Source organism: Nonomuraea sp. JJY05, assembly GCF_043496855.1.
In the GTDB taxonomy this organism is placed as follows: Bacteria; Actinomycetota; Actinomycetes; order Streptosporangiales; family Streptosporangiaceae; genus Nonomuraea.
Genome location: NZ_JBIEIS010000022.1, coordinates 1 through 21,951, shown reverse-complemented (window position 1 = coordinate 21,951; position 21,951 = coordinate 1). Strand labels below are relative to the sequence as shown.

22 protein-coding genes and 2 pseudogenes are annotated in these 21,951 nt (G+C 69.4%); 9 read left to right on the top strand and 15 right to left on the bottom strand.

What is annotated here, in order from left to right:
• Positions 1–92: 92 nt before the first annotated feature.
• On the bottom strand, positions 93–1,646 hold the full coding sequence (locus ACFKCF_RS31810; protein WP_394498949.1) for an SMI1/KNR4 family protein: 1,554 nt from the start codon (positions 1,644–1,646) through the stop codon (positions 93–95).
• Between the two features lie 79 nt (positions 1,647–1,725).
• On the bottom strand, positions 1,726–2,364 hold the full coding sequence (locus ACFKCF_RS31805; RefSeq protein WP_394498948.1) for a TetR/AcrR family transcriptional regulator: 639 nt from the start codon (positions 2,362–2,364) through the stop codon (positions 1,726–1,728).
• An 81-nt stretch (positions 2,365–2,445) separates the two neighbouring features.
• On the opposite strand from ACFKCF_RS31805, the gene ACFKCF_RS31800 reads away from it, so the two are divergent.
• Entirely contained in the window at positions 2,446–3,114 is a 669-nt protein-coding gene (locus ACFKCF_RS31800) for a GAP family protein (protein ID WP_394498947.1), read from the top strand.
• Between the two features lies 1 nt (position 3,115).
• On the opposite strand, the gene ACFKCF_RS31795 is transcribed toward ACFKCF_RS31800, so the two are convergent.
• Positions 3,116–3,739 carry a TetR/AcrR family transcriptional regulator gene (locus ACFKCF_RS31795; protein WP_394498946.1) on the bottom strand — a complete coding sequence of 208 codons (624 nt, stop codon included), beginning with the start codon at positions 3,737–3,739 and terminating at the stop codon, positions 3,116–3,118.
• An 84-nt stretch (positions 3,740–3,823) separates the two neighbouring features.
• On the opposite strand from ACFKCF_RS31795, the gene ACFKCF_RS31790 reads away from it, so the two are divergent.
• Positions 3,824–5,245, top strand: a complete 1,422-nt coding sequence (locus ACFKCF_RS31790; RefSeq protein ID WP_394498945.1) for an FAD-dependent oxidoreductase — start codon at positions 3,824–3,826, stop codon at positions 5,243–5,245.
• On the opposite strand, the gene ACFKCF_RS31785 is transcribed toward ACFKCF_RS31790, so the two are convergent.
• Together ACFKCF_RS31785 and ACFKCF_RS31780 are read right to left on the bottom strand one after the other, a co-directional pair.
• Positions 5,211–6,248, bottom strand: coding sequence for a BtrH N-terminal domain-containing protein (locus tag ACFKCF_RS31785; protein ID WP_394498944.1), 1,038 nt, complete (start codon positions 6,246–6,248; stop codon positions 5,211–5,213). The two genes, ACFKCF_RS31790 and ACFKCF_RS31785, sit on opposite strands and share 35 nt — an antisense overlap.
• Positions 6,245–7,051 (bottom strand): MerR family transcriptional regulator, encoded by an 807-nt coding sequence (locus ACFKCF_RS31780; RefSeq protein ID WP_394498943.1) that lies wholly within the window; start codon positions 7,049–7,051, stop codon positions 6,245–6,247. Before ACFKCF_RS31780 ends, ACFKCF_RS31785 begins: the two co-directional genes overlap by 4 nt.
• Before the next feature lie 182 nt (positions 7,052–7,233).
• Between ACFKCF_RS31780 and ACFKCF_RS31775 the strand changes: the two genes are divergently transcribed.
• The gene (locus ACFKCF_RS31775) at positions 7,234–7,464 is read left to right on the top strand and encodes a DUF6289 family protein (protein WP_394498942.1); all 231 of its coding nucleotides are present in this window, start codon (positions 7,234–7,236) and stop codon (positions 7,462–7,464) included.
• A gap of 193 nt (positions 7,465–7,657) precedes the next feature.
• Here the strand turns inward: ACFKCF_RS31775 and ACFKCF_RS31770 are convergent, their stop codons facing one another.
• Positions 7,658–8,650: an SMI1/KNR4 family protein gene (locus tag ACFKCF_RS31770; RefSeq protein ID WP_394498941.1), complete on the bottom strand. Its 993-nt coding sequence runs from the start codon at positions 8,648–8,650 to the stop codon at positions 7,658–7,660.
• Between the two features lie 180 nt (positions 8,651–8,830).
• Here ACFKCF_RS31770 and ACFKCF_RS31765 point away from each other — a divergent pair, with 180 nt between their 5' ends.
• The 3 genes from ACFKCF_RS31765 (at position 8,831) to ACFKCF_RS31755 (ending at position 10,527) form a co-directional block, all read left to right on the top strand.
• Positions 8,831–9,202 carry a pyridoxamine 5'-phosphate oxidase family protein gene (locus ACFKCF_RS31765; protein ID WP_394498940.1) on the top strand — a complete coding sequence of 124 codons (372 nt, stop codon included), beginning with the start codon at positions 8,831–8,833 and terminating at the stop codon, positions 9,200–9,202.
• A gap of 11 nt (positions 9,203–9,213) precedes the next feature.
• On the top strand, positions 9,214–10,071 hold the full coding sequence (locus tag ACFKCF_RS31760; protein ID WP_394498939.1) for a haloalkane dehalogenase: 858 nt from the start codon (positions 9,214–9,216) through the stop codon (positions 10,069–10,071).
• A gap of 114 nt (positions 10,072–10,185) precedes the next feature.
• The gene (locus ACFKCF_RS31755) at positions 10,186–10,527 is read left to right on the top strand and encodes a dihydrofolate reductase family protein (protein ID WP_394499098.1); all 342 of its coding nucleotides are present in this window, start codon (positions 10,186–10,188) and stop codon (positions 10,525–10,527) included.
• 289 nt (positions 10,528–10,816) lie between these two features.
• Here the strand turns inward: ACFKCF_RS31755 and ACFKCF_RS31750 are convergent, their stop codons facing one another.
• Both ACFKCF_RS31750 and ACFKCF_RS31745 read right to left on the bottom strand, forming a co-directional pair.
• Positions 10,817–11,200, bottom strand: a complete 384-nt coding sequence (locus ACFKCF_RS31750; protein WP_394498938.1) for a GntR family transcriptional regulator — start codon at positions 11,198–11,200, stop codon at positions 10,817–10,819.
• A complete protein-coding gene (locus tag ACFKCF_RS31745) occupies positions 11,197–12,096 on the bottom strand; it encodes a hypothetical protein (protein WP_394498937.1) in 900 nt (299 codons plus the stop codon). Before ACFKCF_RS31745 ends, ACFKCF_RS31750 begins: the two co-directional genes overlap by 4 nt.
• Before the next feature lie 552 nt (positions 12,097–12,648).
• Between ACFKCF_RS31745 and ACFKCF_RS31740 the strand changes: the two genes are divergently transcribed.
• Positions 12,649–13,233, top strand: coding sequence for a DinB family protein (locus tag ACFKCF_RS31740; RefSeq protein ID WP_394498936.1), 585 nt, complete (start codon positions 12,649–12,651; stop codon positions 13,231–13,233).
• On the opposite strand, the gene ACFKCF_RS31735 is transcribed toward ACFKCF_RS31740, so the two are convergent.
• The 3 genes and pseudogenes from ACFKCF_RS31735 to ACFKCF_RS31725 all read right to left on the bottom strand — a co-directional run bounded on the left by ACFKCF_RS31735 (position 13,230) and on the right by ACFKCF_RS31725 (position 15,638).
• A complete protein-coding gene (locus tag ACFKCF_RS31735; RefSeq protein WP_394498935.1) occupies positions 13,230–13,667 on the bottom strand; it encodes a Tn3 family transposase in 438 nt (145 codons plus the stop codon). The genes ACFKCF_RS31740 and ACFKCF_RS31735 overlap by 4 nt on opposite strands.
• A gap of 104 nt (positions 13,668–13,771) precedes the next feature.
• Positions 13,772–14,469: pseudogene (locus ACFKCF_RS31730) on the bottom strand (Tn3 family transposase); the annotation flags it as partial.
• 431 nt (positions 14,470–14,900) lie between these two features.
• On the bottom strand, positions 14,901–15,638 hold the full coding sequence (locus ACFKCF_RS31725; protein ID WP_394498934.1) for a phytanoyl-CoA dioxygenase family protein: 738 nt from the start codon (positions 15,636–15,638) through the stop codon (positions 14,901–14,903).
• Here ACFKCF_RS31725 and ACFKCF_RS31720 point away from each other — a divergent pair.
• Entirely contained in the window at positions 15,604–15,900 is a 297-nt protein-coding gene (locus ACFKCF_RS31720) for a hypothetical protein (RefSeq protein ID WP_394498933.1), read from the top strand. The two genes, ACFKCF_RS31725 and ACFKCF_RS31720, sit on opposite strands and share 35 nt — an antisense overlap.
• Positions 15,901–16,157: 257 nt before the next feature.
• Here the strand turns inward: ACFKCF_RS31720 and ACFKCF_RS31715 are convergent, their stop codons facing one another.
• The 3 genes from ACFKCF_RS31715 to ACFKCF_RS31705 all read right to left on the bottom strand — a co-directional run bounded on the left by ACFKCF_RS31715 (position 16,158) and on the right by ACFKCF_RS31705 (position 19,643).
• Positions 16,158–16,331, bottom strand: a complete 174-nt coding sequence (locus ACFKCF_RS31715; protein WP_394499096.1) for a Tn3 family transposase — start codon at positions 16,329–16,331, stop codon at positions 16,158–16,160.
• A gap of 453 nt (positions 16,332–16,784) precedes the next feature.
• Positions 16,785–18,722 carry an AbfB domain-containing protein gene (locus tag ACFKCF_RS31710; RefSeq protein ID WP_394498932.1) on the bottom strand — a complete coding sequence of 646 codons (1,938 nt, stop codon included), beginning with the start codon at positions 18,720–18,722 and terminating at the stop codon, positions 16,785–16,787.
• A gap of 534 nt (positions 18,723–19,256) precedes the next feature.
• Positions 19,257–19,643 carry a hypothetical protein gene (locus ACFKCF_RS31705; protein WP_394498931.1) on the bottom strand — a complete coding sequence of 129 codons (387 nt, stop codon included), beginning with the start codon at positions 19,641–19,643 and terminating at the stop codon, positions 19,257–19,259.
• A 173-nt stretch (positions 19,644–19,816) separates the two neighbouring features.
• Here ACFKCF_RS31705 and ACFKCF_RS31700 point away from each other — a divergent pair, with 173 nt between their 5' ends.
• Positions 19,817–19,990 (top strand): hypothetical protein, encoded by a 174-nt coding sequence (locus ACFKCF_RS31700; protein ID WP_394498930.1) that lies wholly within the window; start codon positions 19,817–19,819, stop codon positions 19,988–19,990.
• A 204-nt stretch (positions 19,991–20,194) separates the two neighbouring features.
• Here ACFKCF_RS31700 and ACFKCF_RS31695 read toward each other — a convergent pair.
• Positions 20,195–21,769, bottom strand: a pseudogene (locus tag ACFKCF_RS31695) (IS1182 family transposase).
• Positions 21,770–21,951: the final 182 nt, after the last annotated feature.

Below are 21,951 nucleotides of genomic sequence, written 5' to 3'. Positions count from 1 at the left end.
GGCTGCTCCCCAGCCTGCTGCTGCCCACCCGGTCAGGCTCTGCCGATCAACCCGGGCAAACGACGGCACGGACCGCCCGTAAGCCTCTCCGGTCAGGCGGAGCCGTCGAACCGTCCCGCGAAGTACTCGTAGCCGCCGAGCTCCCCGCCGGCTCCGAACCGGGCCGCCCACTCGTTCACCTGGCTCGGCGTGGGGTCGCCGCCCAGCCCGGCCGCGGCCAGCGGCGGCGGCTCGCCGAGTCGCCGCCACTGCTCGGGCGAGAGCGTGAGGGACAGCAGCCCCTTCAGCTCGTCGATCACGGCGAGGTCCTGGACGGCGGACCCCGCCAGTTCGAGTCCTTCCAGGCGCGGCAACGTCCCCAGCACGCCGAGATCGACGGGTTCCCGCGTGCGGAGGGTCACCACGCGCAAGGTCGGATGTGCGGCCAGCGGGCTCAGGTCGGCCGCGTTCAGTTCGAGCCGCAGCGCCTCGAGCGGGACCTCGCGCAAGGGGCGCAGGTCGACGGGCCCCTCGCCGAACAACGCCACCATGCGCAGGTGGGGCGCGCCCCGGACCGGCTCCAGATCGAGATCCGCGACCTTGTCGACGACGAGGGACTGGATCCTGCGCGGCTTCTTCCGGATCGGGGCTACCCCGCGCCAGTGGGTGCGGCTGTCGTCCAGGTAGCTCGGGAGCTTGGCGTCCACATCGAGGTAGCCGCCGTCTTCCTCGTAGTCGCCCCGGTCGAGTGCCGCCACGAGGCGGCGCAGCATGGTCGTGACGGAGTCGGCGACGTAGACGGGCGCGCCGTCGTAGTGGATGCCGACGCGGATGACCTGGCCGGGGCGGCCCGCGGGCCCCGGGTCCATGTCGACCGCCAGGTAGTCGCCGCCGGTGCTGGTGGCGAACGGGATCCAGCCCGGGCTGCTGAGCTGCCGCCGGATGGTGCCGGGCGGCTCCGCGTCGCCGCTCATCGACCAGAGCGGGTCGCCGGTCCATGTCCGCTCGGGCCGGTGGTGGACGAAGGTCGTCGTGGACTCCAAGGTGAACCACGGGTGGTTGTGGAAGAGCCCGATCTCTTCGTCGCCGTCGGCCTCGCCGTAAAGGGCCACCAGGTCAGGGGGCAGGTCGCCGGGGAAGGCGTCCAGCAGTGCGGCCCGCTCGGCCGGGTCCAGCGGATCGGGCAGGAGCTCCTCCTCCCCGAGGATGCCGGCGCGTTTTCTGAGGTATTTCCGGAACAGCTGGACGGCCTCCTCCGGATCGCCCGCCGGCGTCGGGTTCGACGGGGGGTCCTGGTCGGCGCCGGGCTCGCGGGGCAGCGTGTCCGGATGCAGGACGTACAGGAACCGGCCCTGATCGTCCCGGCTGATCGCTCGGCTGGTCACCGCCTCGAACCGGCCCGAGGGCTCGACGGCCAGTTCGACCATCAGATCCGCCGGCGAGACGCCGCTGAGCTGGTAGAGCTTGCTCAGTCCGCCGAGGCCGACGCGCATGCCGTCGACGCTGCCGTCGGGCATCTCGTAGCCCGCGCCGCGGTGCCCCGAGGAGGACGGGCCGCGGTAGGCGTGCACCCATCCTCGCCGCCAACCCTGCGGCGCGCCTTTCGCGACCTGTGCGGCCACGCCTCGCAGGACCCCGGCCATGGCGTCTTTGCGTTGATCATCCATGCGGGTCAGTTCTACACGTACTTCGCCGCCGCCGCTCACGCCCTGGCCACTCGGACCGCCCTGAATGCGCCCTCGGCGGTCACTGATCCGGCCGTGCACGAGGCACGGCTTCCAGCAGTGAACGCAGCAGTTGTGCGGCGGTGCCGGCGGACACCTGGCCGGGGGTGTTCATGAGCTGGGAGGCGAGCCCGTCGACGAACGTGTGCAGGATCGCCGCCCAGAGCTCGACCTGGGCATCGGGGTGCGGGAGCGTGGCCTGGCCCGGTTCGCGGACCGGCTCGTGTCCGCGCAGGGCGGCGATGCATTGACGGTGCAGCGCCCGTTGGTCGTTCCACGTCGCGGAGCCTCCTTCCGGAGGGTGCTGACGTTCCCATTCCACGATCGCCGACCACAGGGCGTACTCCTCGACCCGCTCGGCATCGAGCGGCAGCATCTCCTCCACGATCGTGACGATCTGATCGATCATCGAACCTCGCGTGCGGGGCCGCTGGACGCGCGGGAGCACCCGTCGGCGGAGGGTGTCGGTGGTGGCCTGGACGACGTAGGCCTGCAATCCGTACTGATTGCTGAAGTAATGCCGCAGGGACCCGGTGGACCAGCCGGCTTCGGCGGCGACTCCGCGGATGGTCACGCCGGCCAGGCCTTCGCGCAGGATCACCCGGATGGCCGCCTCGCCGAGCTCCGCCCGTCGCCGGTCATGATCAACGAGTCGCGGCACAGCGACATGTTAACACGGGTGTGCTAGCTTAACTAACACGGGCGTGCTATTACGTCGCGCCGGCTCCGCGAGGAGGCAGGTTTGTCGATCGGGACGATCGGAGCGGTGCTCGGACTGGCCGTGCTCGACATGCTGAGTCCCACCGTGATCGGTGCAACCCTCTATCTGCTGCTCGCCGGGCCGCGCCGCGTGTGCGCGCTGCTCGGCGGGTATCTCGGGACGGTCGCGATCGCGTACTTCATCTTGGGCGCCCTGCTCATGCTCGGCCTGGGCGCCGTCGTGCCGCTCGTTGACGACACCGTGTGGGCCTGGGGGCAGGCCGCCCTCGGCGTGGCGCTCATCGTGGGGAGCTACTTCATCCCCCGCAAGAACCCCGAACGCGGATCCCTCCGGGCCCGCTCCTTCACCATGAGGTCGATGGTGCTCTCAGGGCTGGGGACCTGGCTGTTCGAGTTCGCCACCGCGGTGCCGTACTTCGGCGCGATCGGCGTCATGACCTCGGCCGGCCTGCCCGCCGCCCAATGGTCGCCGCTCCTCGGCATGTACGTGTCCATCATGGTGCTCCCGGGCATCCTGCTCTACGCCGCCTGGGTGGCCCTGCGCGAACGGATGCGGGAGCGGTTCGAACGGTGGCAGGACAAGCTCTCCTCCGGATCCCGCACCGCACTGAGCTGGATCGTCTGGATAGCGGGGCTCCTGCTCCTCCTGGACGCGGCACCGGACCACATCACCATCACGCTGAGTCCGTGAGCTACAGATGCCCGGCCAGGCCCTCGGACAGCAGCGTGAAGGCGTGTTCGGCGTCGGCGACCGCCTGCGGATAGCGCTCGTCGGCGGACTGGCCGCCGTCCAGCGCCTGGGAGTTGTCCATCGACAACAGCCAGTGCACGCCCACCACCTGGCCGGCCGCCAGGCGCGCGGTCAGGGCGGGGACGCCGGCGCTCTCCTGGAGCGCCTCCGCGAGCGCCCGTTCCGAACCCTCCTGAAAGCGGACCGCCCTCGCCCGTAGCGCAGGAGTCTCCCGGACCATGCGGGTGAGCGCGATGATCTCGGGGACGTCGTTGAGGCCGGTGATGGGGTCGCGGTCGCGCAGGCCGTACAGGAAGTGGTCGCGGAGGGCGGCCAGCGGCCCGACGCCCGGCGGGCGGGCGCGCACCACGCGGGCCGCCTCGGTCTCGTGGTCGGCGAAGCGGTGGACGACGAGGTCCTCCTTGGCCGCGAAGTAGGCGAACAGGGTCCGCTTCGACACCTCGGCGGCCTCGGCCACCTCCGCCACCGACACCTGGTCGAACCCGCGCTCGAGGAAGAGCGCGATGGCGGCTTCCGAGATGGCGGCATGGGTCCGCGCCCGTTTGCGTTCACGCAGCCCTGTCATGCCGCCACGGTATCAAAACCCGCACTCGTACGTTTATTGCCCCAGGTATATGTTTGCACCCGGTCGAGTATTTGGGGAGGAACGATGGCCGAAGTGATCGTGGCGGGCGCCGGGCCCACCGGGCTGGCACTGGCCTGCGAGCTGGCTCTGGCCAGCGTGGACGTCCTGGTGGTGGAGCGCCTGCCGGACCGGATCAACCAGACCAAGGGCGGCGCGATCCAGCCGCGCACACAGGAGCTGCTCGAACTCCGCGGCCTGCTGGCTCCGATGCAGGCCAGGTCGCTTTCGCGCGAGCCGACGGGCGGGCACTTCGCGATGCTGCCCGTGCCGCTCGACTGCACGGCGTGGGACACCGCGCACCCGTACCCGCTCTCGATCCCGCAGGGGGAGATCGAGGAGGTGCTGGAGGAGCGTGCCACGGCGCTGGGGGTCAAGGTGCTGCGCGACACCGCCGTGACGGCGGTGGAGCAGTCGGACGGCGGCGTGGTCGTGACGGCCGGCGACCGGCGGATCGAGGCCCGCTACCTGGTGGCCTGCGACGGCGCGCACAGCACGGTCAGGAAGCTGCTCGGCGTGGCGTTCCCCGGCAGGCCGGGGACGTACACGGCGGTGCTGGCCGACGTGCGGCTGTCATCGGTGTCCGACCTCGTGCCGAAGACCCTCGGGCACATCAGCACGCTCACGCGCGAGGTCGACGACCGCTGGGTGATGCTGGTGCCGCTGGGCGGCGGCCGCTACCGGTTCACCGGCGGTGCGGCGGGCGAGGAGGAGCCGGCCAAGGACAGGCCGGTCACGTTCGAGGAGATCGCCGAACTGCTGCGCGTCGTGTACGGCGAGCTGACCGTGCTGGCCGCCGTGGACAACGCCTCGCGGTTCAGCGACGCCACCCGGCAGATCGAAAGCTACCGGGTGGGCAACGTGTTCTTCGCCGGCGACGCCGCGCACATCCACCCGCCCTTCGGCGGGCAGGGCCTGAACCTGGGCGTGCAGGACGCCTTCAACCTGGGCTGGAAGATGGCCGCCGTACTGCGGGACCGGGCCCCGGCGGACCTCCTGGACACCTACCACGCCGAGCGGCACCCGGCCGGGGCCTGGGTCCTGCACATCACCCAGGCACAGCGCGTCTTCGCCACCCCCCGGCCCAGCGCGGACGTCATCGAGCTGCGCAAGGTCTTCACCGACCTGATGCGCCTGCCCGAGGCCAACAGACACCTGGCGGGCCTGATGTCGGGACTGTCTCACTCCTACGACCTGCCCGGCGACCACCCCCTGGTCGGCCACCGGGTCGCCGGCCTCGATCCGTCGCTGTTCCTGGCCGGCAGGCCCGTCCTGCTCGACCTGGCCGGGATCCTCCCACCCGACCTCGGTGCCACCCGCGCCCAGCCGGTGGACGGCCTGCCCCACGCGATCCTGGTCCGCCCCGACGGCTACGCGGCCTGGGCGGCGGACACGGATCCCGACCTTGAGTCCCTCATGAGCGATCCGTGCTGGTCCCTCCTGCCGTAGCTCCGCTCGGGGTCTCACTCCCCAGGCGGCTCAGCGCCTGCATGGCCTCGCGCTCCACGCGTGAAAGATCGCACAGGACGGTGCCCGCCTGTTCGAGGCACTGCGCATCGCCCGATTCACCGGCTTTCGTGATCAGTGCCGCGGCTTGCGTCCACAGGGTGGCTGCCTCGGCGTACAGCGCGTGGCCGGTGCGCAGGTGGCTGCTGTCGAGCAGGTCGGTGCATTCGGCGAGGAAGTCGCGGTAGAGGTTACGGAACATGGCGCCGCCGGTGCCGGCCTTCTCCATCAGGAGGGCGGCCTGCGGCAGGTCCCGCTGCGGGTTGTCGGTGCGCTGAAGCCAGGCGCGTACCAGCTTGCCGGCCTTCGCGATTCCACGGTGCCCCACGTTGGCGATGGGCGGGTTGAGGAAGGCGTCGGCGCAGGCGGTGATGGCGGGGATGATCCGGCTCTGCGGGGAAGGCAGGCTCCTCGGGGCGGTGAGGGTGAAGGACCGGTGCTTGGCGGTCATCGGGCCGCGCGCGGACCTGGCCTGGGCGAGCGTGGTCAGGCTGGTGGACACCGCTCCCCCCTGCTGGTCGGTGTCCACCAGGTAGGCGTCGTGGTCGTCGTAGCCGTACATGGCGACGATATGACCGCCGAAGTGCACCTTCGACCTGAAGTAGTCCAGGTGGTAGCTGTCGAGTTGCAGTCCGACGGGGTGGCCGGCGTCGATGGTGGCCGCCACGTTCTCCCAAGCCTTTCGGGGCGAGGTGGTCTCCTGAACGAGGAGCTCCAGCCCGAGCCTGGTGGCCAGGTTTCTGGTGAGGTCGAACGGCTTGACCCGGCCCCCGAGGAAGGGGAAGCCCATGTTCTTGCTGTCCCAGTAGATGAAGGACAGCCCGGAGCCGAGGCCGAAGAGCATGGGCTCGGACAGATCGAGTCCTTGATGCCGCAGCAGCACCCCCAGAGCTGTCGTCTCGCAGTGCTGTGTACCGCGGGTGTCGACGTCTTTCACCTTCGTCATGCCATGCTCTCCTGGATGGGGATGATCAGCCGGGTCATCAGTTCTTCTTGCGGTGCCTCTGCCGGTCCGACAAGACAGGCCTCACGTACGGGCGCCCGCGGACGCAGTCCGCGCTCGTAGATGGCGGCGAAGAGCGCGTTGTAGGCCAAGGGCAGCTGGGCGTACGGCCCGATGTGCAGGGTCTCGGCCACGGGCCCGCCGGGCAGCACCTCGTACTCCAGGCCGGGCGCCCCTGCCCCCTGCGACGTCTGCGCTCCGACGGCGATCTCCATCCGCTCTTCCAGATCCAGCGGGTACAGCACCCACAACGGCGGCTCCCACCCGATTCCCGCCTGGCCGAGCAGGGGCAGGAGGCGGCCTACGCACTCCGCGATCTTCCCCCCGATCTCCGCGGGGTCGCAGAGCGCTCGCACCACTGCCAGCCGCCGCTCCGGCTCTGTGCCCATCGTCACCTCATAGCCGGGCAGGCCGCCCTCCGCCAGCCGCTCGAGCATCTCCATCCGTGCCTGGTCCCTGCTGATCCGCTCGGCCAGCCGGTCGCGCTCGGCGCGCAGGATCCGCGCCCTGGACTCCGGCTCGGCGGCCAGGGCCTGGGCGATCACGGCCAGGGGAAGATCCATATCGCGCAGCAGGGCGATGGTGAGGGCATCGCGGGCCTGTTCGGGGGCGTAATAGCGGTAGCCGGAGCCGGCCTCCACGTGGACCGGAGCCAACAGCCCCATCTCGTCGTAGTGCCGTAGCTGCTTGACGCTGAGCCGGCACAGGCGGGCGAAGCGCCCGATGGTGAGAAGTTCGCCTTGCACGCCACCATGGTGAACCCTCCCACGGTGGGAGAGTCCAAACGCGGCACCACCGCGCTCCAAGGCCGCCGCGCTCTGACAGTGGTTTTGACCCTTTGAGTACTGGTATTGACCTTATTGATCAATTCGCTGCGGCAGTCGATCATCGAGGGCAGTAGCGCTTCCGCACCTCAGGAAGGATCTTCATGATTCGCCGCGCATCGTTAGCCGTCCTGCTCGCCGTCGGCACCCTCACCGTCATGGGCTCGCCCGCCCACGCCCGCGCCTGCAGGATCGACTACCACTGCGAAACGTACTACTACAGCGACTCCTCCCGCACCACACTGGTGGGGATCAAGTACGAGAACTGCGTCGGGGACGAGACGTGGGTGGGCAGGCGCGGGTCGTATCCGGAGTTCTTCGAGACCCCCTGCTGAGGGTCCGCCCCCCGATCGGCCTCGGCCACGGGCCGGGGAACGGCAGTGTCGTAGGCCGGCTCGCCACCGTCGACGGCGAGCCGGCCGATGTCTGCCCCCCCCTCGTCCCGGAGCGGTTCACCGTCACCGTGAGGCAGGCGTGTCTGGTCGCGGCGGCCCGACGCTCCGGCGGGATCACCGGGTTGCTTTCCGGTCAAGGCGACCGTCGGTGCCGCGTCGGGGTGGGTGCCGAGGTGGGGGTGGGCGAAGGGCGCGGGGCGCCCGCGCAGTTCGTTGGCGGCGACGCGGCGGGCTTGTCCGCCCAGTGCAGCTCGCAGCCCGCGGTGACCGTGGGATACCACTCGCGCAGCGGCCCGCCCGACTCCAGTGCGGCCGCCACGCCTTCCAGCAGGTCCAGGTACGACGGCCAGCTCATCGGGCCGTCGTAGCGGATGCGCCGGCCGCCGCTCTTCTGGCCCACCCGGCCCGTTCGCGGGTCGATGAACAGTTCCTCGCCCCCGCCGTCGGACGCGAACGGCAGCAGGCTCCCGTGCCAGAACCCGTCATCGGGGTCGGCGTCCTCCTGCGACCCCGCCATGATCAGGTCGATGCAGTTGTAGCTGTGCAGACTGGAGTAGCTCGACAAGGTGGCCAGGCCGATGTCGAGGGGCAGCTGGAAACCCGCGCCGAAGTTGCCGCCGGCGCCGTCGTGCCGCATCAGCGACGCATACAGCGCGTCGGGAATTTTGATGCCGGAGTAGCGTTCCCAGCTGTCGACGTCGCGGGGAGTGGCCGGAAGGGAGAGCTTGCGCAGCGTCGCGGAGGCATGGGCGGCCAGCCAGCGCTCGATCGTGTCCCAGGCGGCGTTCACGCGCGCGGTCACCGCCGGGTCGGTGGCCCTCGCCGGAACAGGGGGTTCGGACGGCGGGTCCATGTTCACGAAGTACGTGCGGCCGGGTTCGTCCGAGGGCGCCGGCTCCGCCTCCACCAGATCGGGGCACCCCGCCTGGCGTGCCTGCTCGCCGGTGAGCATCCGGGCACGCATCGCGGCCTCCGTCCGGGCATCGCCGCAGTCGAGCGACATGCCGCCGCCCCACATGTAATTGCAGGTGACGACGCGGGTACCGAGCACGGCCCCGCCGCCCGTGGCACAGGCCCCGACGAGCACCAGCGCAACCGCGACCCGTAATGCCCGAACCTTGATCATCGCCGCACAATAGCGCGCTTCGCCCACTCCGTGGCGGCTGTTTTCCCGAGCAGGTTTCAGCCGAGCCGGCGCCGGCCCAGAGTCAGCCGTCTGACTAACTCTGGACAGATGCCGGCGTCAGCCGCTATGGTCCCGCTAGTAAGTCAGTCAGCTCACTAACAAGCGGACGGAGTTCACGCCATGACCGGCTCGGAGTCCTTCTTGGCCGAACCTCGCGTGGCCACGCTGACGACCCTGCGGCCCGACGGGTCTCCGCACGTGGTGGCGGTGCGCTTCACCTGGGACGGCGACGCCGGAACGGCCCGCGTGCTGACCGTCGCCGCCTCGCGCAAGGCCCGCAACCTGGTACGGGGCGGCCGCGCCGCGCTCTGCCAGGTCGACGGGTTCCGCTGGGTCACCCTCGAGGGCGCCGCAACGGTGTCCGACGATCCGCGCCGGGTGGCCGAGGCCGCCCGGCGCTACTACCGACGCTACGGTTCGCCGCCGCCCGCGCCGCCCGGCCGGGTCGTGATCGAGATCGCGGTGGACCGCACCATGACACTCAACACCTGAACGGATCCGACATGCCCTTCCAGAACGTGCTCGACTCCGCCATGCACTACCGGGAGCTCGGCGCCGGCGCGCCGATCGTCTTCCTGCACGGCAACCCCACCTCCTCCTACCTGTGGCGCAACGTCATGCCCGCCGTCGGGCCCGGGCGTCTCCTGGCTCCCGACCTGATCGGCATGGGCGAGTCGGGCAAGCCCGCCATCGACTACACCTTCGCCGACCACGCCCGCTACCTGGACGCCTGGTTCGACGCCCTCGACCTCGACGACGTGGTACTCGTCGGCCACGACTGGGGCGGCGCGCTGGCCTTCGACTGGGCCTCCCGCCATCCGGAACGGGTCCGCGGGATCGCCTTCACCGAGGCCATCGTCAAGCCGATGCGCTGGGACGAGCTCCCCAAGGACGGTCGCGACCTGTTCCGGGCGATCAAGACCGAGGGCGTGGGCGAGTCCATGATCCTCGACGAGGACGCCTTCCTCCGGCAGGGCCTGCCCACCACGGTCACCACCCCGCTCACCGAGGAGGACATGGCCGCCTACACGCGGCCGTACCCGACCAGGGAGAGCCGCCTGCCGCAGCTGCGCTGGGCGCGCTCGTTGCCGCTGGGCGGGGAGCCGGCCGACGTCGTGGCCAGGATCGAGGCGTTCGACCGGTGGCTGGCGACCAGCGTCGAGGTGCCGAAGCTGATGATCGGCTTCCGTCCCGGCATCGGCACGATGTGGACGGCGGAGACCATCGCCTGGTGCGCCAAGAACGTGGCCGCACTGGAGATCGTCGAACACGAGGAGGTCGCCGGACATCACACGCCGGAGGACCAACCCCTGGCCATCGCGGCGGACATCGAGAGCTGGCTGGCCAAACTGGCAGGCTAGCTCGAACCGCCGGATGACCACCGATGGCTCGGGCCCGGCGGTCGAGGCCGCCGGGCGGCGGTTCGCCCCGGGCACGGCGGCCGTCGTTTCTCACCGTCGTGGGGACCCGTCACGCTGCTGTCCGGGGATGCGACCGCGGCGATCAGGGAACTGAAGGAATCGTCATCGGGCGAGATCCAGGTGCACGGGAGCGCGACCCTGATCCGCTCGCTGCTCGCCGCCGGCCTCGTCGATGAACTGACGCTGCTGGTCGTTCCCGTGCTTCTCGGGCAGGGCATGCGGCTGTTCCCAGACGATGGGCCCGCCGCCGCGCTCGAGGTCATCAGCTCCTGCACCGACGCAAGGGGCGTCGGCGTGCACGTGTACCGGCCGGCCGGACAACCGGAGTTCCACCCGGCGCGGCCGACGTGGCCCTCCGCTCCCGAACGTGTCCCCAGCCGCCAGGTAGCGGAGTGAGAGATCACGATTGCGGTTCGGTCCTGGCTTCCGGCTGTGCCTCGCCGACCAGGCGGCCCTCTCGCGGCACCTGCGGTCCGCGCAGGTGCCGGCCAGGGCAACGTGGACGGCGGAGCGGGCCGCGCCAGGCTCCTTGGGCCGCCACCGAGCAGGAGGGCATGGCGCCTCGTCAAGGATTTTGATCGGGAAATACCCGGTGATTTCAAGCGCGAGAGGTGGGATCCCAGAACCCGCCGGTGGAATCAACCCGGCGACCACGACGCGGAGGCAAGCCGGAGTCAAGGATCCTTCAGCGGCCCGCGACCGTCTCCAGAGCCAGCTTGGCCTGCTGCAACGCGCGGGTGGCGTCGACGCCGAGCTGCCGCGCCTGGACGGCGAACGCCTGCGCCGCCTCGGCCAGGCGCTGCTCGGCGTCCACGGCGGGGGCGGAATCGGAAGCCTCGCAGACGTAGGTGCCGTGCCGCCCGCGGGTCTCGATGACGCCGTCACGCTCGAGCTCGCGGAAGGCGCGCGCGACCGTCGCCGTGGCCAGGCCCAGGTCTCGGGCGAGCTGCCGGATGCTGGGCAGGCGGGTCAGCGGCGGCAGCACGCCGGTGGCGGCCATGGTAGCGATCTGCGCCCGCAGCTGCTCGTACGGAGGGAGCGGTGAGGCAGGGTCGAGATGGAGGATCATGTCGCCGTCCAGCCGGCGATGTCCGTCCGCGGTGTCGCCTCGCTGGACGTATGGCGCCTGACCAGCCACAGGCGAGGATGCCCGACGCGCCGCCAGCTCAGGGGGGCGCCCACGAACGCGCACGCCATCCCGGCCCACGGCAGGATGATCCGCAGGGCCTGACCCTCGATGCCGCCCCCGATGGAGAAGAGCTCGTATCCGAGGAACAGGAACATCATGCCGAGGCCGGCTCCGGCCATCCTGTGGATCGTGGTAGAGCGCAGGGCGTCGTCGAGCATCATCTGTGACTCGGATCCCACGGGCTGGCGCCGGTGCACGATGAACCAGAGCGATGCCTCCATCGTCACCAGCACGGCCGCCGCCGTCACCGCCGGTGCGGGTCCGAACTCGAACCCGGCGCCGATATGGCCAGCGAGGAACCAGTGCCCGATCACGCCCACGGCGATCGTGGCCAGGCCAACGACGCGGATGAGGATCAGCGCCGGGCGCCCGATGTAGTCGGCCACCCGTCTGGGCACGAGGGCAGCGGCCTTCTCGGTGCGTGGACGGGTCCAGGTCGCCTCGGCCAGGACCGCCCCGAGCAAGTACCCCACCAGCCAGGATGGCTGGCCCAGCAGGTCGAACGGGAAGGGCGGGGACGGCTGGGTGTAGACCAGCGCCCAGACGATGCTCGTCGTACCTCCCCCGAGGAGAGGGATGACGAACCCGACGGTGCGCAGGCACCGGCTGCGGTGGAGGTAACGGCCGGCCTGGTCCCAGTCGAGGTCGGTGGTGCGCAGGCCATGGCAGGCAGCCCACTCGATCACCTCGGGGCGGCGCTGAGGGCGGAAGGCCCGGTACAGCAGCAGTCCCACGATGGCCACGTAGAACGCGATCACCAGACTCCAGCCGACCATGGCCCGCTCCTTATGTACTAATGATGCAGCACATTAGCACGCAACCCGGGAAACCCTGGGCGTCGGGACGGTGACTTCGATGTTGCGTTGCAGACAGCGCCAAGCACGCCATCGTCCCCGTCACCCTCGCCCAGTACTACTGGGACCTCCACACCCGCCGCGGCCAAGCCGAACTCCTCCTTCCCTCACCCGAAGGCACACGGCCCGGGCGCCCGCAAGGTGCACCGGGCCGGCACGGAGGGCCTTCCAGTCGAGGACCATGAAAGGTGCGCTCCCCACGGATGTCGGGATCAGATGCGGGCAGGGTTCGATCCTCGGTCGCAGGATTGAACCCTGGTGAGGGTGTCCAGCCTGCCCGTTTCCCGTCGCCCCGTTCGGCCTTACGCCTCGCGGCCGCCAGAGGCCGACGACGGCGCCCGCTCTTGGCCCCGAGGCAGTGCCGTCCGTGAGCGTGAACAACGGCGGCCATGGCCAGGCCCCGGCTCTGCCAGCCGTCGCGGACCAGGTACGGGAACTTGAGACCACGAGCAGCCCATGGCAGGCTCATGCCGCATGATCGATGGATTCGCGAAAGACCACCTGCACGGGAGACTGCGGCGGGACCGCAAGGCGCTGCTCTGGAAGCTCGACAGCTTGTCCGAATACGACGCCCGCCGACCTTTGACAGCGACCGGGACCAACCTCCTCGGCCTGGTCAAACACGTGGCCACCGTCGAGGCCAGGTACTTCGGCGAGGTCTTCGACCGCCCTTCCCCGGAACCGCTGCCCCGGTGGCAGGACTCCGACGGCAGCGATCTGTGGGCGACCGAGGACGAGACCCGCGATCAGATCATCGGGTTCTACCGGCGCACGTGGGAACACTCGGACGCGACGATCAACGAGCTTCCCATCGACGCCCCCGGCCACGTGCCGTGGTGGCCGGAGCCTTATGCCGACACGAACCTGTTCGCCGTCATGGTCCATGTCCTCGGCGAGTCCATCCGGCATACCGGGCACGCCGACATCCTGCGCGAGGGCCTCGACGGCCGGACCGGGTTGCGCGCCGAATACGAGGAGCAGATCGACGAGGAAGCCCGTGCAGCCTACTGCGCGAAGATCGAGCAGGCCGCCAGGTCGGCCGCACCAATCAAGGCTTAGTTAGACATACCAGGCAGCCCGGCATCAGCTCCCCTACCGGCGCTGGTGATTTCCGAGCACCCCGGCACCTGATATGCCCGCGTCACCCGATGTGGGCGTGCAGTCCACGCCTTCGCCGTCCTCGTCCAGCACGGGCGCGTCCGGGTCGCGCAGCGGGCGCAGGCGGCGGGGGCCGAGGCGGTGAAGCCGCAGCGGCCGAGCAGGTTCAGGTTGCGGTGCTTGAGCGGAGAAAGACGGGCGATGTCCTCCTCCCGAAGGTCGTGGCCTTCGGCACGGAGCTGTTCGACGGCGGCGTCGATGGACTTCGTCGTCCGGAGCACGATGGCGTTGAGGACCGGGTCGACCACGCGCAGCAGGTGCTCGGTCTTGGCGATCCGCCCGTACTTCGCGAACGCCGCACCCAGCGGAGTCGGACGCCTCTCGCGTCCGAACATGCGCAGCAGGTCGTAGGCGCGGACCTGGTTGGTGACCAGGGACCGGCGACCTTCAGCATGTCCGGCCAGTGGGTGATCACCTTGTTCAAGTTGACCCGGTTGCGGGCCAAATCCTCCACCGTGCCGTACGTGCCCGTCTCGACGCCGGGCATGGTGACACGCCAGAACCACTGGTCGCCCAGGTCGCGGAACCGCGGGCTGAAGTTGTAGCCGAGAACCTTGAACAGGCCGAACAGCATGTCGGAGTACGCGGCGTTGTCGGTCGCCACCATCTCCGGCTTGACCCCGCCGTCCAGGTTCAGCAACGCGTCCAGGAGGTGCAGGGAGTGGCGCGGAGTGCCCGGGACGACCATCTGCCCGATGCCCGCGACTGGTCGTTGACGGCGTCGAGCCAGGTGATGCCCCGCTTGAACCCGTAATGCTTCGGCGACGGCGCCGCGCTGACCGTACGGACGGGGACGGCGAACCGCAGCCCGTCCACCGAGGCGAGAATCCCTTCGCCCCAGAACTTCACGACGGGCACCTCGGCCTGGGCGGCGTTCGCCGCGGCGATCGTGTCGGCCCGCAGGTAGTACTGGTCGACGTGCACGAGCCGTGCCCGGGTCAGCGCCTCATGGGCCGGGGTTGACCACCGGTGGCCGGGCCGATGTTGCACGCCTCCAACACCAGCAGCGCGACCCCCGAGGTGGACAGGTCCTTCAAAACGGGTGGTGCCGTCGCCCAGGTGCACGAAGACGTCGAGGAAACCGGTCCAGGCGTTCACCTCGAACGGCAGGTCCGGCAGGTCGATCTTCGGCAGCATCTTCTCGACCCGCTTGCGCAGCCAGGTCAGGGAGTTCGGCTCGCCGAGCGCGCCGAGCCTGTCGACGTTCAGCTTCACCCGCCCGTCGTCCTGCACCTCGATGGAAACCTTCGCCGCCGGCCCCGCCTCTTCCAGGCGTTCGGCGAGCTGCTTCCACCCGGCGTCCAGGCCCCGCACCAGCTCCGCCAGGTGCTCCTCAGGGCGAAACCGAGCCGGCTGTGGTCCCCGCGCCGCTTCGCGATCAGCTTGCGGTCCTCGTCGTCCGTCGTCCAGCAAGAAGAACCGCTCCAGCGACGGCCGGGTCGGCTCCTCGTTGGGGGGCAGAGCAAGTACGAGAGAAAGGGATAGTCATGTCGCTGACCAGGGCAATCACACGGCCCCGCCTAGCGTGCCGCACGGCCGCGATGGCTGTGCTCCAGAGCTGACGATGTTCACGCAGGTGCGGCGGAGGCGGCGGTTGTGGTGGCCCACCACCGGCGCAAGGGGGCGGCTCCTGCGCCTTTGGCGAGGGAGCCGTCGGGGTTGCGGTCGGGGGCACCAAGCAGTTGGCGGGTGATCGGGTCGAGGTCGGCGCGGTGCAGCAGGTGGGGGGCGGGGTCGTCGACGGGCTGCAGCCCGGGGTAGCCGTACTGGAGCATGAAGGCGATGCGGGGCTGGCCGGAGGTGTTGACGCCGCTGGCGTGGAAGGTGCGGTTTTCGAACAGGACGACGTTGCAGGGGCCGAGGTCGGGGGTGATGGCGCCGGGCGGGTCGATGGCGCCGGCGTCGATGGTGGGCGGCTGGGTGGCGTGGTGGCTGCCGGGCAGGAACATGGTCAGCCCGCAGTCGGGGGTGAGGTCGGTGAGGTAGTGGGCGACCTTGATGGCCATGCGGGGGGTGTGGGCGGGGCTGAGGTCATCGGTGACGCCGTACATGTCGCGGTGCCGGCCGCCTCGTTTGGGGTGCGGATGGTGCGCGGGGTGCCGGAGGGCAGGACGATCAGGTGGGCCGACAGCAGGTGGATGTTGGGGCTGAGCACGGCGGTCACGGTGGGCGGCGGCCGGGTTGACCAGCAGCGGCAGGAAGGTCTCGTCGAGCGCGATGCAGCCACGGAAGCCGTCCTTGCCGTCGCCGCCTCGGTAACGGCCTCGGGTGATGGTGGAGGCGAGCAGTCGGCGGGCGGCGCTCAAGAAACGCGATCCGCTCCAGCGCGGGATCGTCACTGTGCTGAATGGCGCGCCGGGGCGGGCCTTCTCCCTGCCGGAGTTGGCCGAGGAGGTACATGCCGCGCCAGGGGAAGTGCGGGAAGCGATCACCTATCTGAACCGGATCGCGGAAGCCTTCGGCTACTTGCCCCTGATCAACGACACTACACAAGAGGTGTCCATTGATCCGGAGACGGGCACGGTTGTCCGCTATGCGCTGGAAGAGTTGAAACGTATGGGAAGCTGACCGGTCCCGCGATGCGCGGGACCGGGCCGGCCGCCGAGAGGGCGCGGGCGCGCTGGCCTCCTCAATGCCCGGCGTCGCCGCGAGCGGGCGCACCAGTCCTGTTCGACGTCGAGACCATGACGGCCGCTCACGGCATGCTCCAGTCACCGTCGCGCGCCTTCAGAACGGGCCGTAAGCACAACAGGGGTGGGCGCGCCCGACGCAGGCCACCCCTGAGATCATTCGTCGCTCAGAGCAAACCAGCCGACGGTTGGCCTTCAGCGCTCGGCGTCGGTGAGCTTCTTTCGCCACTTCGGCTCGGCGAGGACGATCTGCACCATCCTGGTGTTCAGGTAGACGATCGCGGCCTGAACCAGGTGAAGGACCAGCGCGGAGACCTCGACGTGCTCACGGTCGTCGCCGGTCAGATCACCGGCCTTGCGATAGAAGATGTCCTTGTTGGGGCACCACTGGCAGGGGCGCGGAATACGCCGGATACGGGCCGCGTGGGTAGCGGCGTGTCTTCTGACCTGGGGTTTCGGCCTCTGCGTCAGGGTGTGACGAGCAGACCGTCTTTCCGATGGCGCATCCCGAGACGGTCAATCACAATCGGGGAATGAACGCGGTGGGTAGTCAGTATGCCTTCGTGATCCAGGCGCGGGACGACCTGGATCGATCGTGGTCATGGGTCTCGGATTACGGCCATGCGGACAACCCGGTGGCGGGATGTGGACAGTCCGCAGGAATCGCCCGGCTCCGCCCAGCGTCACCACCTCCCGCCGATCCCTCGGCCGTGCCGCGGCGGTTGCAGGTGTGCCTTTGTCGAGGCGTGAGCGCAGCGTCCTCCCGATCAGCTGACGGGCAGCGCGCCCAGGTCATACGCTGCCCGTCGAGCCGTCACAGGTTCAGCGGAGAGGCAGGAGCGGCTGGAAGGAGCTTGCGGCGCGGAAGGCGGCGGTCGCCTGCCGGGGAAGGAGCCATAGCTGACGGTTGCGCTGGACGACGACCCGGTTCGGGTAGTTGGACGACTCCAGTGTCACCGATGTGCCGGTCGAGCCGGGACGGGCGTAGAAGGTGGCGTCCTTGTTGAACAAGGAACTGCCATCCCTGAGGTCGAAACGCAGCCGGAAGTTCTTGTGGCGTAGGTAGCGGCCGTCGGGGCCGACGAATGAGTATCCGTTGGGATCGGCGAGGCCCGGCACGATGCGCAAGCCGGCGCGCTGCCGGGCTGCGGCCGGGTCGTCCTCGCGGATGGCGGCTAGCCGGGCGAAGCCGCCGGTCGCCTGGATGAACAGTGGAGGAGTGCCGAGCGATCGGAAAGACCGCGTGACGCCTGTGGGCAGTGCGGTAGGCGCCGGGGTTGACGTGGGCGAGGGGGATGCCGTGGCCGGCGGATTCGGCGTGGAAGTCTGGGACGGCTGAGGGCGGGCCGACGGGGTGGCGGAAGGTGCCGTGTCCGGATTCCGTTTGACCAGCTTGATCGTGGGATTGCCCGCCGGCACGAAGCTCGCCCAGGCGGACGTGTCGCCGGTGTAGTAGATGGTCAGCTTCGCCGGGTCGGCTCCTGTGAACGCGGCGGCGTCCTGGGCGGGCGGCTTCTGGCCGAGGTACAGCGCTCGCAGGCGGGGAGTCTGCGCGAAGACGCGCGGACCGAGCTTGCTCAGGCTCGGTGCGTAGACCGATTCGAGGCTCGCGTTGCCGGAGATCGAGTCATGCCAGGCGGTCGTCAGCGCGGGCGCGTACAGCTCCTTGAGGGAGGCGAGGTGGACGATGGCGTTCTTGTCCAGCGTCTGCAGGCTTGGCAGCCTCAGCACCTTGACGCCTGTCCCGGCGGCGGCGTCACCGTTGAGATCGAAGCAGTTGATGCCCATGTAGCGGAGCTTGGGCAGGTTGACCGCTTCCAACACGTGGCTGTCGTTCAGTCCGTTCCGGCCGATCGACTCCAGTTCGGGGGCGTTGAAGTAGCGCAGGCGGGAAGCGTCGTCGAACGCGAAGTCGTCGATGGTGCGCACCCGCGGGAGATTGACCTTCGTCAGGTACTGGTTGCGGCGGAACGCGTTCGCACCGATCTCCGTGACGCTGGGCAGATAGAGCACGCTCAGCTTGGCGTACGGCCCGTGTCCGAACGCCATCGCCCCGACGGTGCGGGCCGCCTTCAAGCTGACCGAGGCGAAGTTGTGGTTGCTGAAGGAGCCGGGCTTGACGTCCTGCAGATCGTCCAGCACCAGGTGCCTGACCCACGACCCCCACCACCCGTTGTGCCACAGGTACGGAGAGCGCCCGCCGCGTGCGATCTGCCCGGCGCACGCCAGTCCGGAGTCCGGTGTGCACTCCGTGCCGCCCTGGAGGGATCGCAGGTTGTAGATGTGCAATCGGTTCAAATTGGTCAGCCCGAGCCCGCCCGCGCTCTCGGCGTTCCCGGCCGTCTGCACCGCCCTCAGGTCGGCGTCGTTGAGCGCGGTTCCGCCGGTGAGGTAGAGCGCGATGCCGGTGCTGCGGGCGAGCTCCGCTCGGGCCTTGACGAGCTGCGCCTTCAAGGGGTGCCGCGAGGCTTGGGACACGTCGTAGGACAGCAGGAACGTGCCGGACGGCAAGGCGTGGTCGCCCGGTTTGGACGGCCGGTAGGTATAGGTCTCCTTCCTGCTCAGCTCCCCATCGGAGGAGAAGACGGGGTCGGTTCCCGGATCGGGCAGGCCCGTGCCGCCGTGCAGCGCCGCCGGGATGGCGGTGCGCACGGCGGCGGATGCCGTCGGCCCCGGGGTGCCACAGACGGCCACCGCCGTCGCCAGCGCGGTAAGAGCCAGATGGCGGGCGGAGGAGTTTGCACAACTCTTGTCGATCATTGCTGCCTTACTGCCGTTGCCTCCGGTGTGGAGGCTTTTGTGAGAGTGACGGAGGGGACGGATGGGAATAACAGAAACATACCGGGGCGTTCGCGATTTCACCCGCCGCTGCGTCAGGACGGCAGGCTCCTCCTAACGGCGGCGACGGCAGATGCCAAGCTGCCCGGCATCGCCGTGGAGAACACGGCGCCGTCCCGGCTGTTCCGCGCCGGGATAGCCGATCTTTGCCGTGCTGGCCGCTATCCGTCGCCTGGTGCGGGTTCTCGGCGACAGGTTGCGGGAGCCGAGGCCCGGGGGGAGCGACTTTCGGCTCCCGCAAGTCAGGCCGGTACCGCCTCGGCCGCTTCGGCGCGGGCGGGAGGCTGGCACGTGCCGCCCCGCACGATCTTGTGCGCAATCTGGACGGCACCGCTGTGGATTGCCGCCGCCTCGCCCGCGCCGTGCTCAGGGACGCCCTCGGCGGGGCCTCAGCCGGGTGGCATCAGGCGATGTGTGCGACCTGGCCGTTGTCGTCCACGACGTACAGGTCGATGCTCACCTCATGATCTGCCGGATGGAGGCGGGGACGCGTTCAGTGTGTCGGCAGATTGAGATGGGCACTATCAATGCGTAGCGGATCTCCGGGCCGCCATGGCTCATGCGGCGCAAGAGTTGGCCGTAGGCGGTGTCCAGGTCGGTGCCTGGATCACCGGTGTGGCCCTTGACCTCGCCGATCAGCTGCTGGGTTCCGCGAGAGGCGACCACGTCGGCACTGCCGCGGCCGGCCGGCTCGACAATCCAGCCCTGGGCTGTGAGCCAGCGCCGGAAAGCGGCCGTTGCCCGCACCTCGTCCATGCGTCGCCCTGCGCTCTCGGCCGGTGTCATCGCCGGCACCCAGATGGAGCACACCGGTATGCGTTCACGAGCAATGCTGCCCCCCATGCGCTGACCGTATCCTGCGCACGGTGCAGGAAGCTCAGTAACACATTCACCAACAGTCAGGCCCAGCAAGGAATCTATGACCGAGAACGGGGGTGCGCCGCGTGAATCGAGGACCGGCCGCCCCTCGTCGCGCGGGGTGGCCCAGTCCGTCTCGGTGTGACAGATTGACCTGTATGCCCCATCGGCTGGCCGAGCCGCTGTTCGCCGAAGTCGAGGGCACCACCGTGGCGTATGCGCCCACCGACGGCGCTGAGGATGCTCTCGCGGTGCGTGACCTGAGCAACCTCGACGCCGGCACCCTGCGCCTGCCTGGCGCCGTGTTGCGCGAGCTGGGCGTAGCCATCTAGGGCAGCTCAAAGACCTTCCCGGCGCTCGCCGGCGCGACGCCGGGGACCCCAGGCCAGAGGCTTGCTGCGAGCGCGGGTGCCTCAGGCACCCTTTTCGGCCCGGTCGCGCTGATCGCGTCGGCCAGGCCGGTGGCCTCCGCTAGAAGATCACTGAAGATCTTGGGTAGGCCGCTGCATGTGTGAGGTGGATCGACTCCAGGTTGCCTAGGCCGGGCTGGGGGCGAGTGTCCAAGTGCCGCCGGTCCGGGTAAGTCCGAGGTTGACCAGGGTTCGGAGGTTGAGGGCGGCGGCGCGGATGTGGAGCCACGCGTTGTTCTTGATGGTGCCGATGTAGCGTAATCGCCGGTTGCCGCGGCTGACGATCCAAGCGACGGCGCGTTCGACCGGTGGTCGCCAGCGGCGGTAGTCGGCCTGCCAGTCCGGATCGGTGGCGGCTTGGCGGCGGGCGGCGGCCTGCAGGTCATGCTGGGGGCGGATTTGGACGATGCGGCCGTTCTTGGCGGTGGTGCACCGGTGCCGCAGTGGGCAGCCGTCGCAGATCTTGCCGAAGACAGCGCGTTTCTTGTCGGTGTTGCCGGACAAGGAGGTGGTGTGTCCGGCTGGGCAGGTGACGGTGCCCGCGACGGTGTCAATGGTGAAGTCGTCCAGGTCGAAACCGCCGGGGACTGCCGGACGCAGTGGCGCGGGTTTGATCACCACCCGATGGCCGGCCAGGGTCAGGGCCTGTCGGCAGGCGCCGCCGGAATAGGCCGCGTCAGCGAAGACCTATACCGGAGCGCTCTCCTGGGCCAGTAGTTCGCCGGCCAGGGCCCCTTCGTGATGGGCGGCGCCGCAGCCGGGCCGCAACGCGACCGCGGTGAACAGGCCGGTCTGGGGCTTGATGGCGAGATGGGCTTTGAAGCCGTCCTGGCGATGGGTGCGGGTCTTGTGCACATGCCGGGACTCGGGATCGACGGTGGAGATCATCCGATCGGGGGCGGTGCGCTGAGCGATGCGCCAGCGCCCGTCACGGCCGTCGGAGTCTTCAGCCGGTTCCACGTCCTGGCCGGCGACCAGGGCCAAGATACCTACCGCGTTCGCCGCCTTGTCGTCCAGAGCCTGCTCGGGCAGGTCCGCCAGCAATCGGATGGCATCACCGACCAGCGCATCCACCAGAGCTGCCCGGGCCTGCTCGTCGTTCCAGGCGATGCGTGGCTTGCCCGGATCGGCGTAGTCATGGGCGGTGCAGCAAGCCGCTGCGACCTGCGCGGCACCAGGCACTTGGCGGATCACCCGGCGGATGGCGGCGATCAACTGGGTGACGGTGTCCTGGGTGGCCACCGCGTCGTCCAGCACCGTGGAATCCAGCGCCCGCCGTTGCTTGCCCTTCAGCGCGCCGGTCGCGGTCACCACCTCGCGGACCGCCTCAAAGATCCGGTTCGGCTGGCTCGAGCGGGCTAACCGGCGCCGGAAGTAGGTCAGCAACGACGCATCGAAGGCCGTATCCAGCAATCCCAGCCCACAGGCCGCCTTCCAGCGCAGGTCACAGCGCAATTCCTGGACGGTGTCGAAGTCCGACAACCCATACAGCGTTTGCAACACCATCGCGGCCGCCAGCACCTGCGGGGGCATACTCGGCCGCCCGTTCGCTGACGGATACATGTCTGCGAACATCGCACCGGGAAACACCACCTGGCGATGCTCGGCCAAGAACGCGAACACGCTGCCCGCCGGGATCAGCTCACGGCAGGTCTGCCACACATCCGGACCGACCAGTTCCCCGCTCCACTTGCCCTGCATATCGACGAGTCTGACCCCTCGCCCACAACACGACCAGGGCCCAACATCTTCAGTGATCTTCTAGCTTGATCTTTAACCTTGGTGGCTGGTGAGACCGCGCCAGATTTCTCAGCAAGACAGCCCTTGGGTGATCATTCTTCTTGTCGAGGGAAGAAGATCCATAACCAAGGGCTGTCGTGATG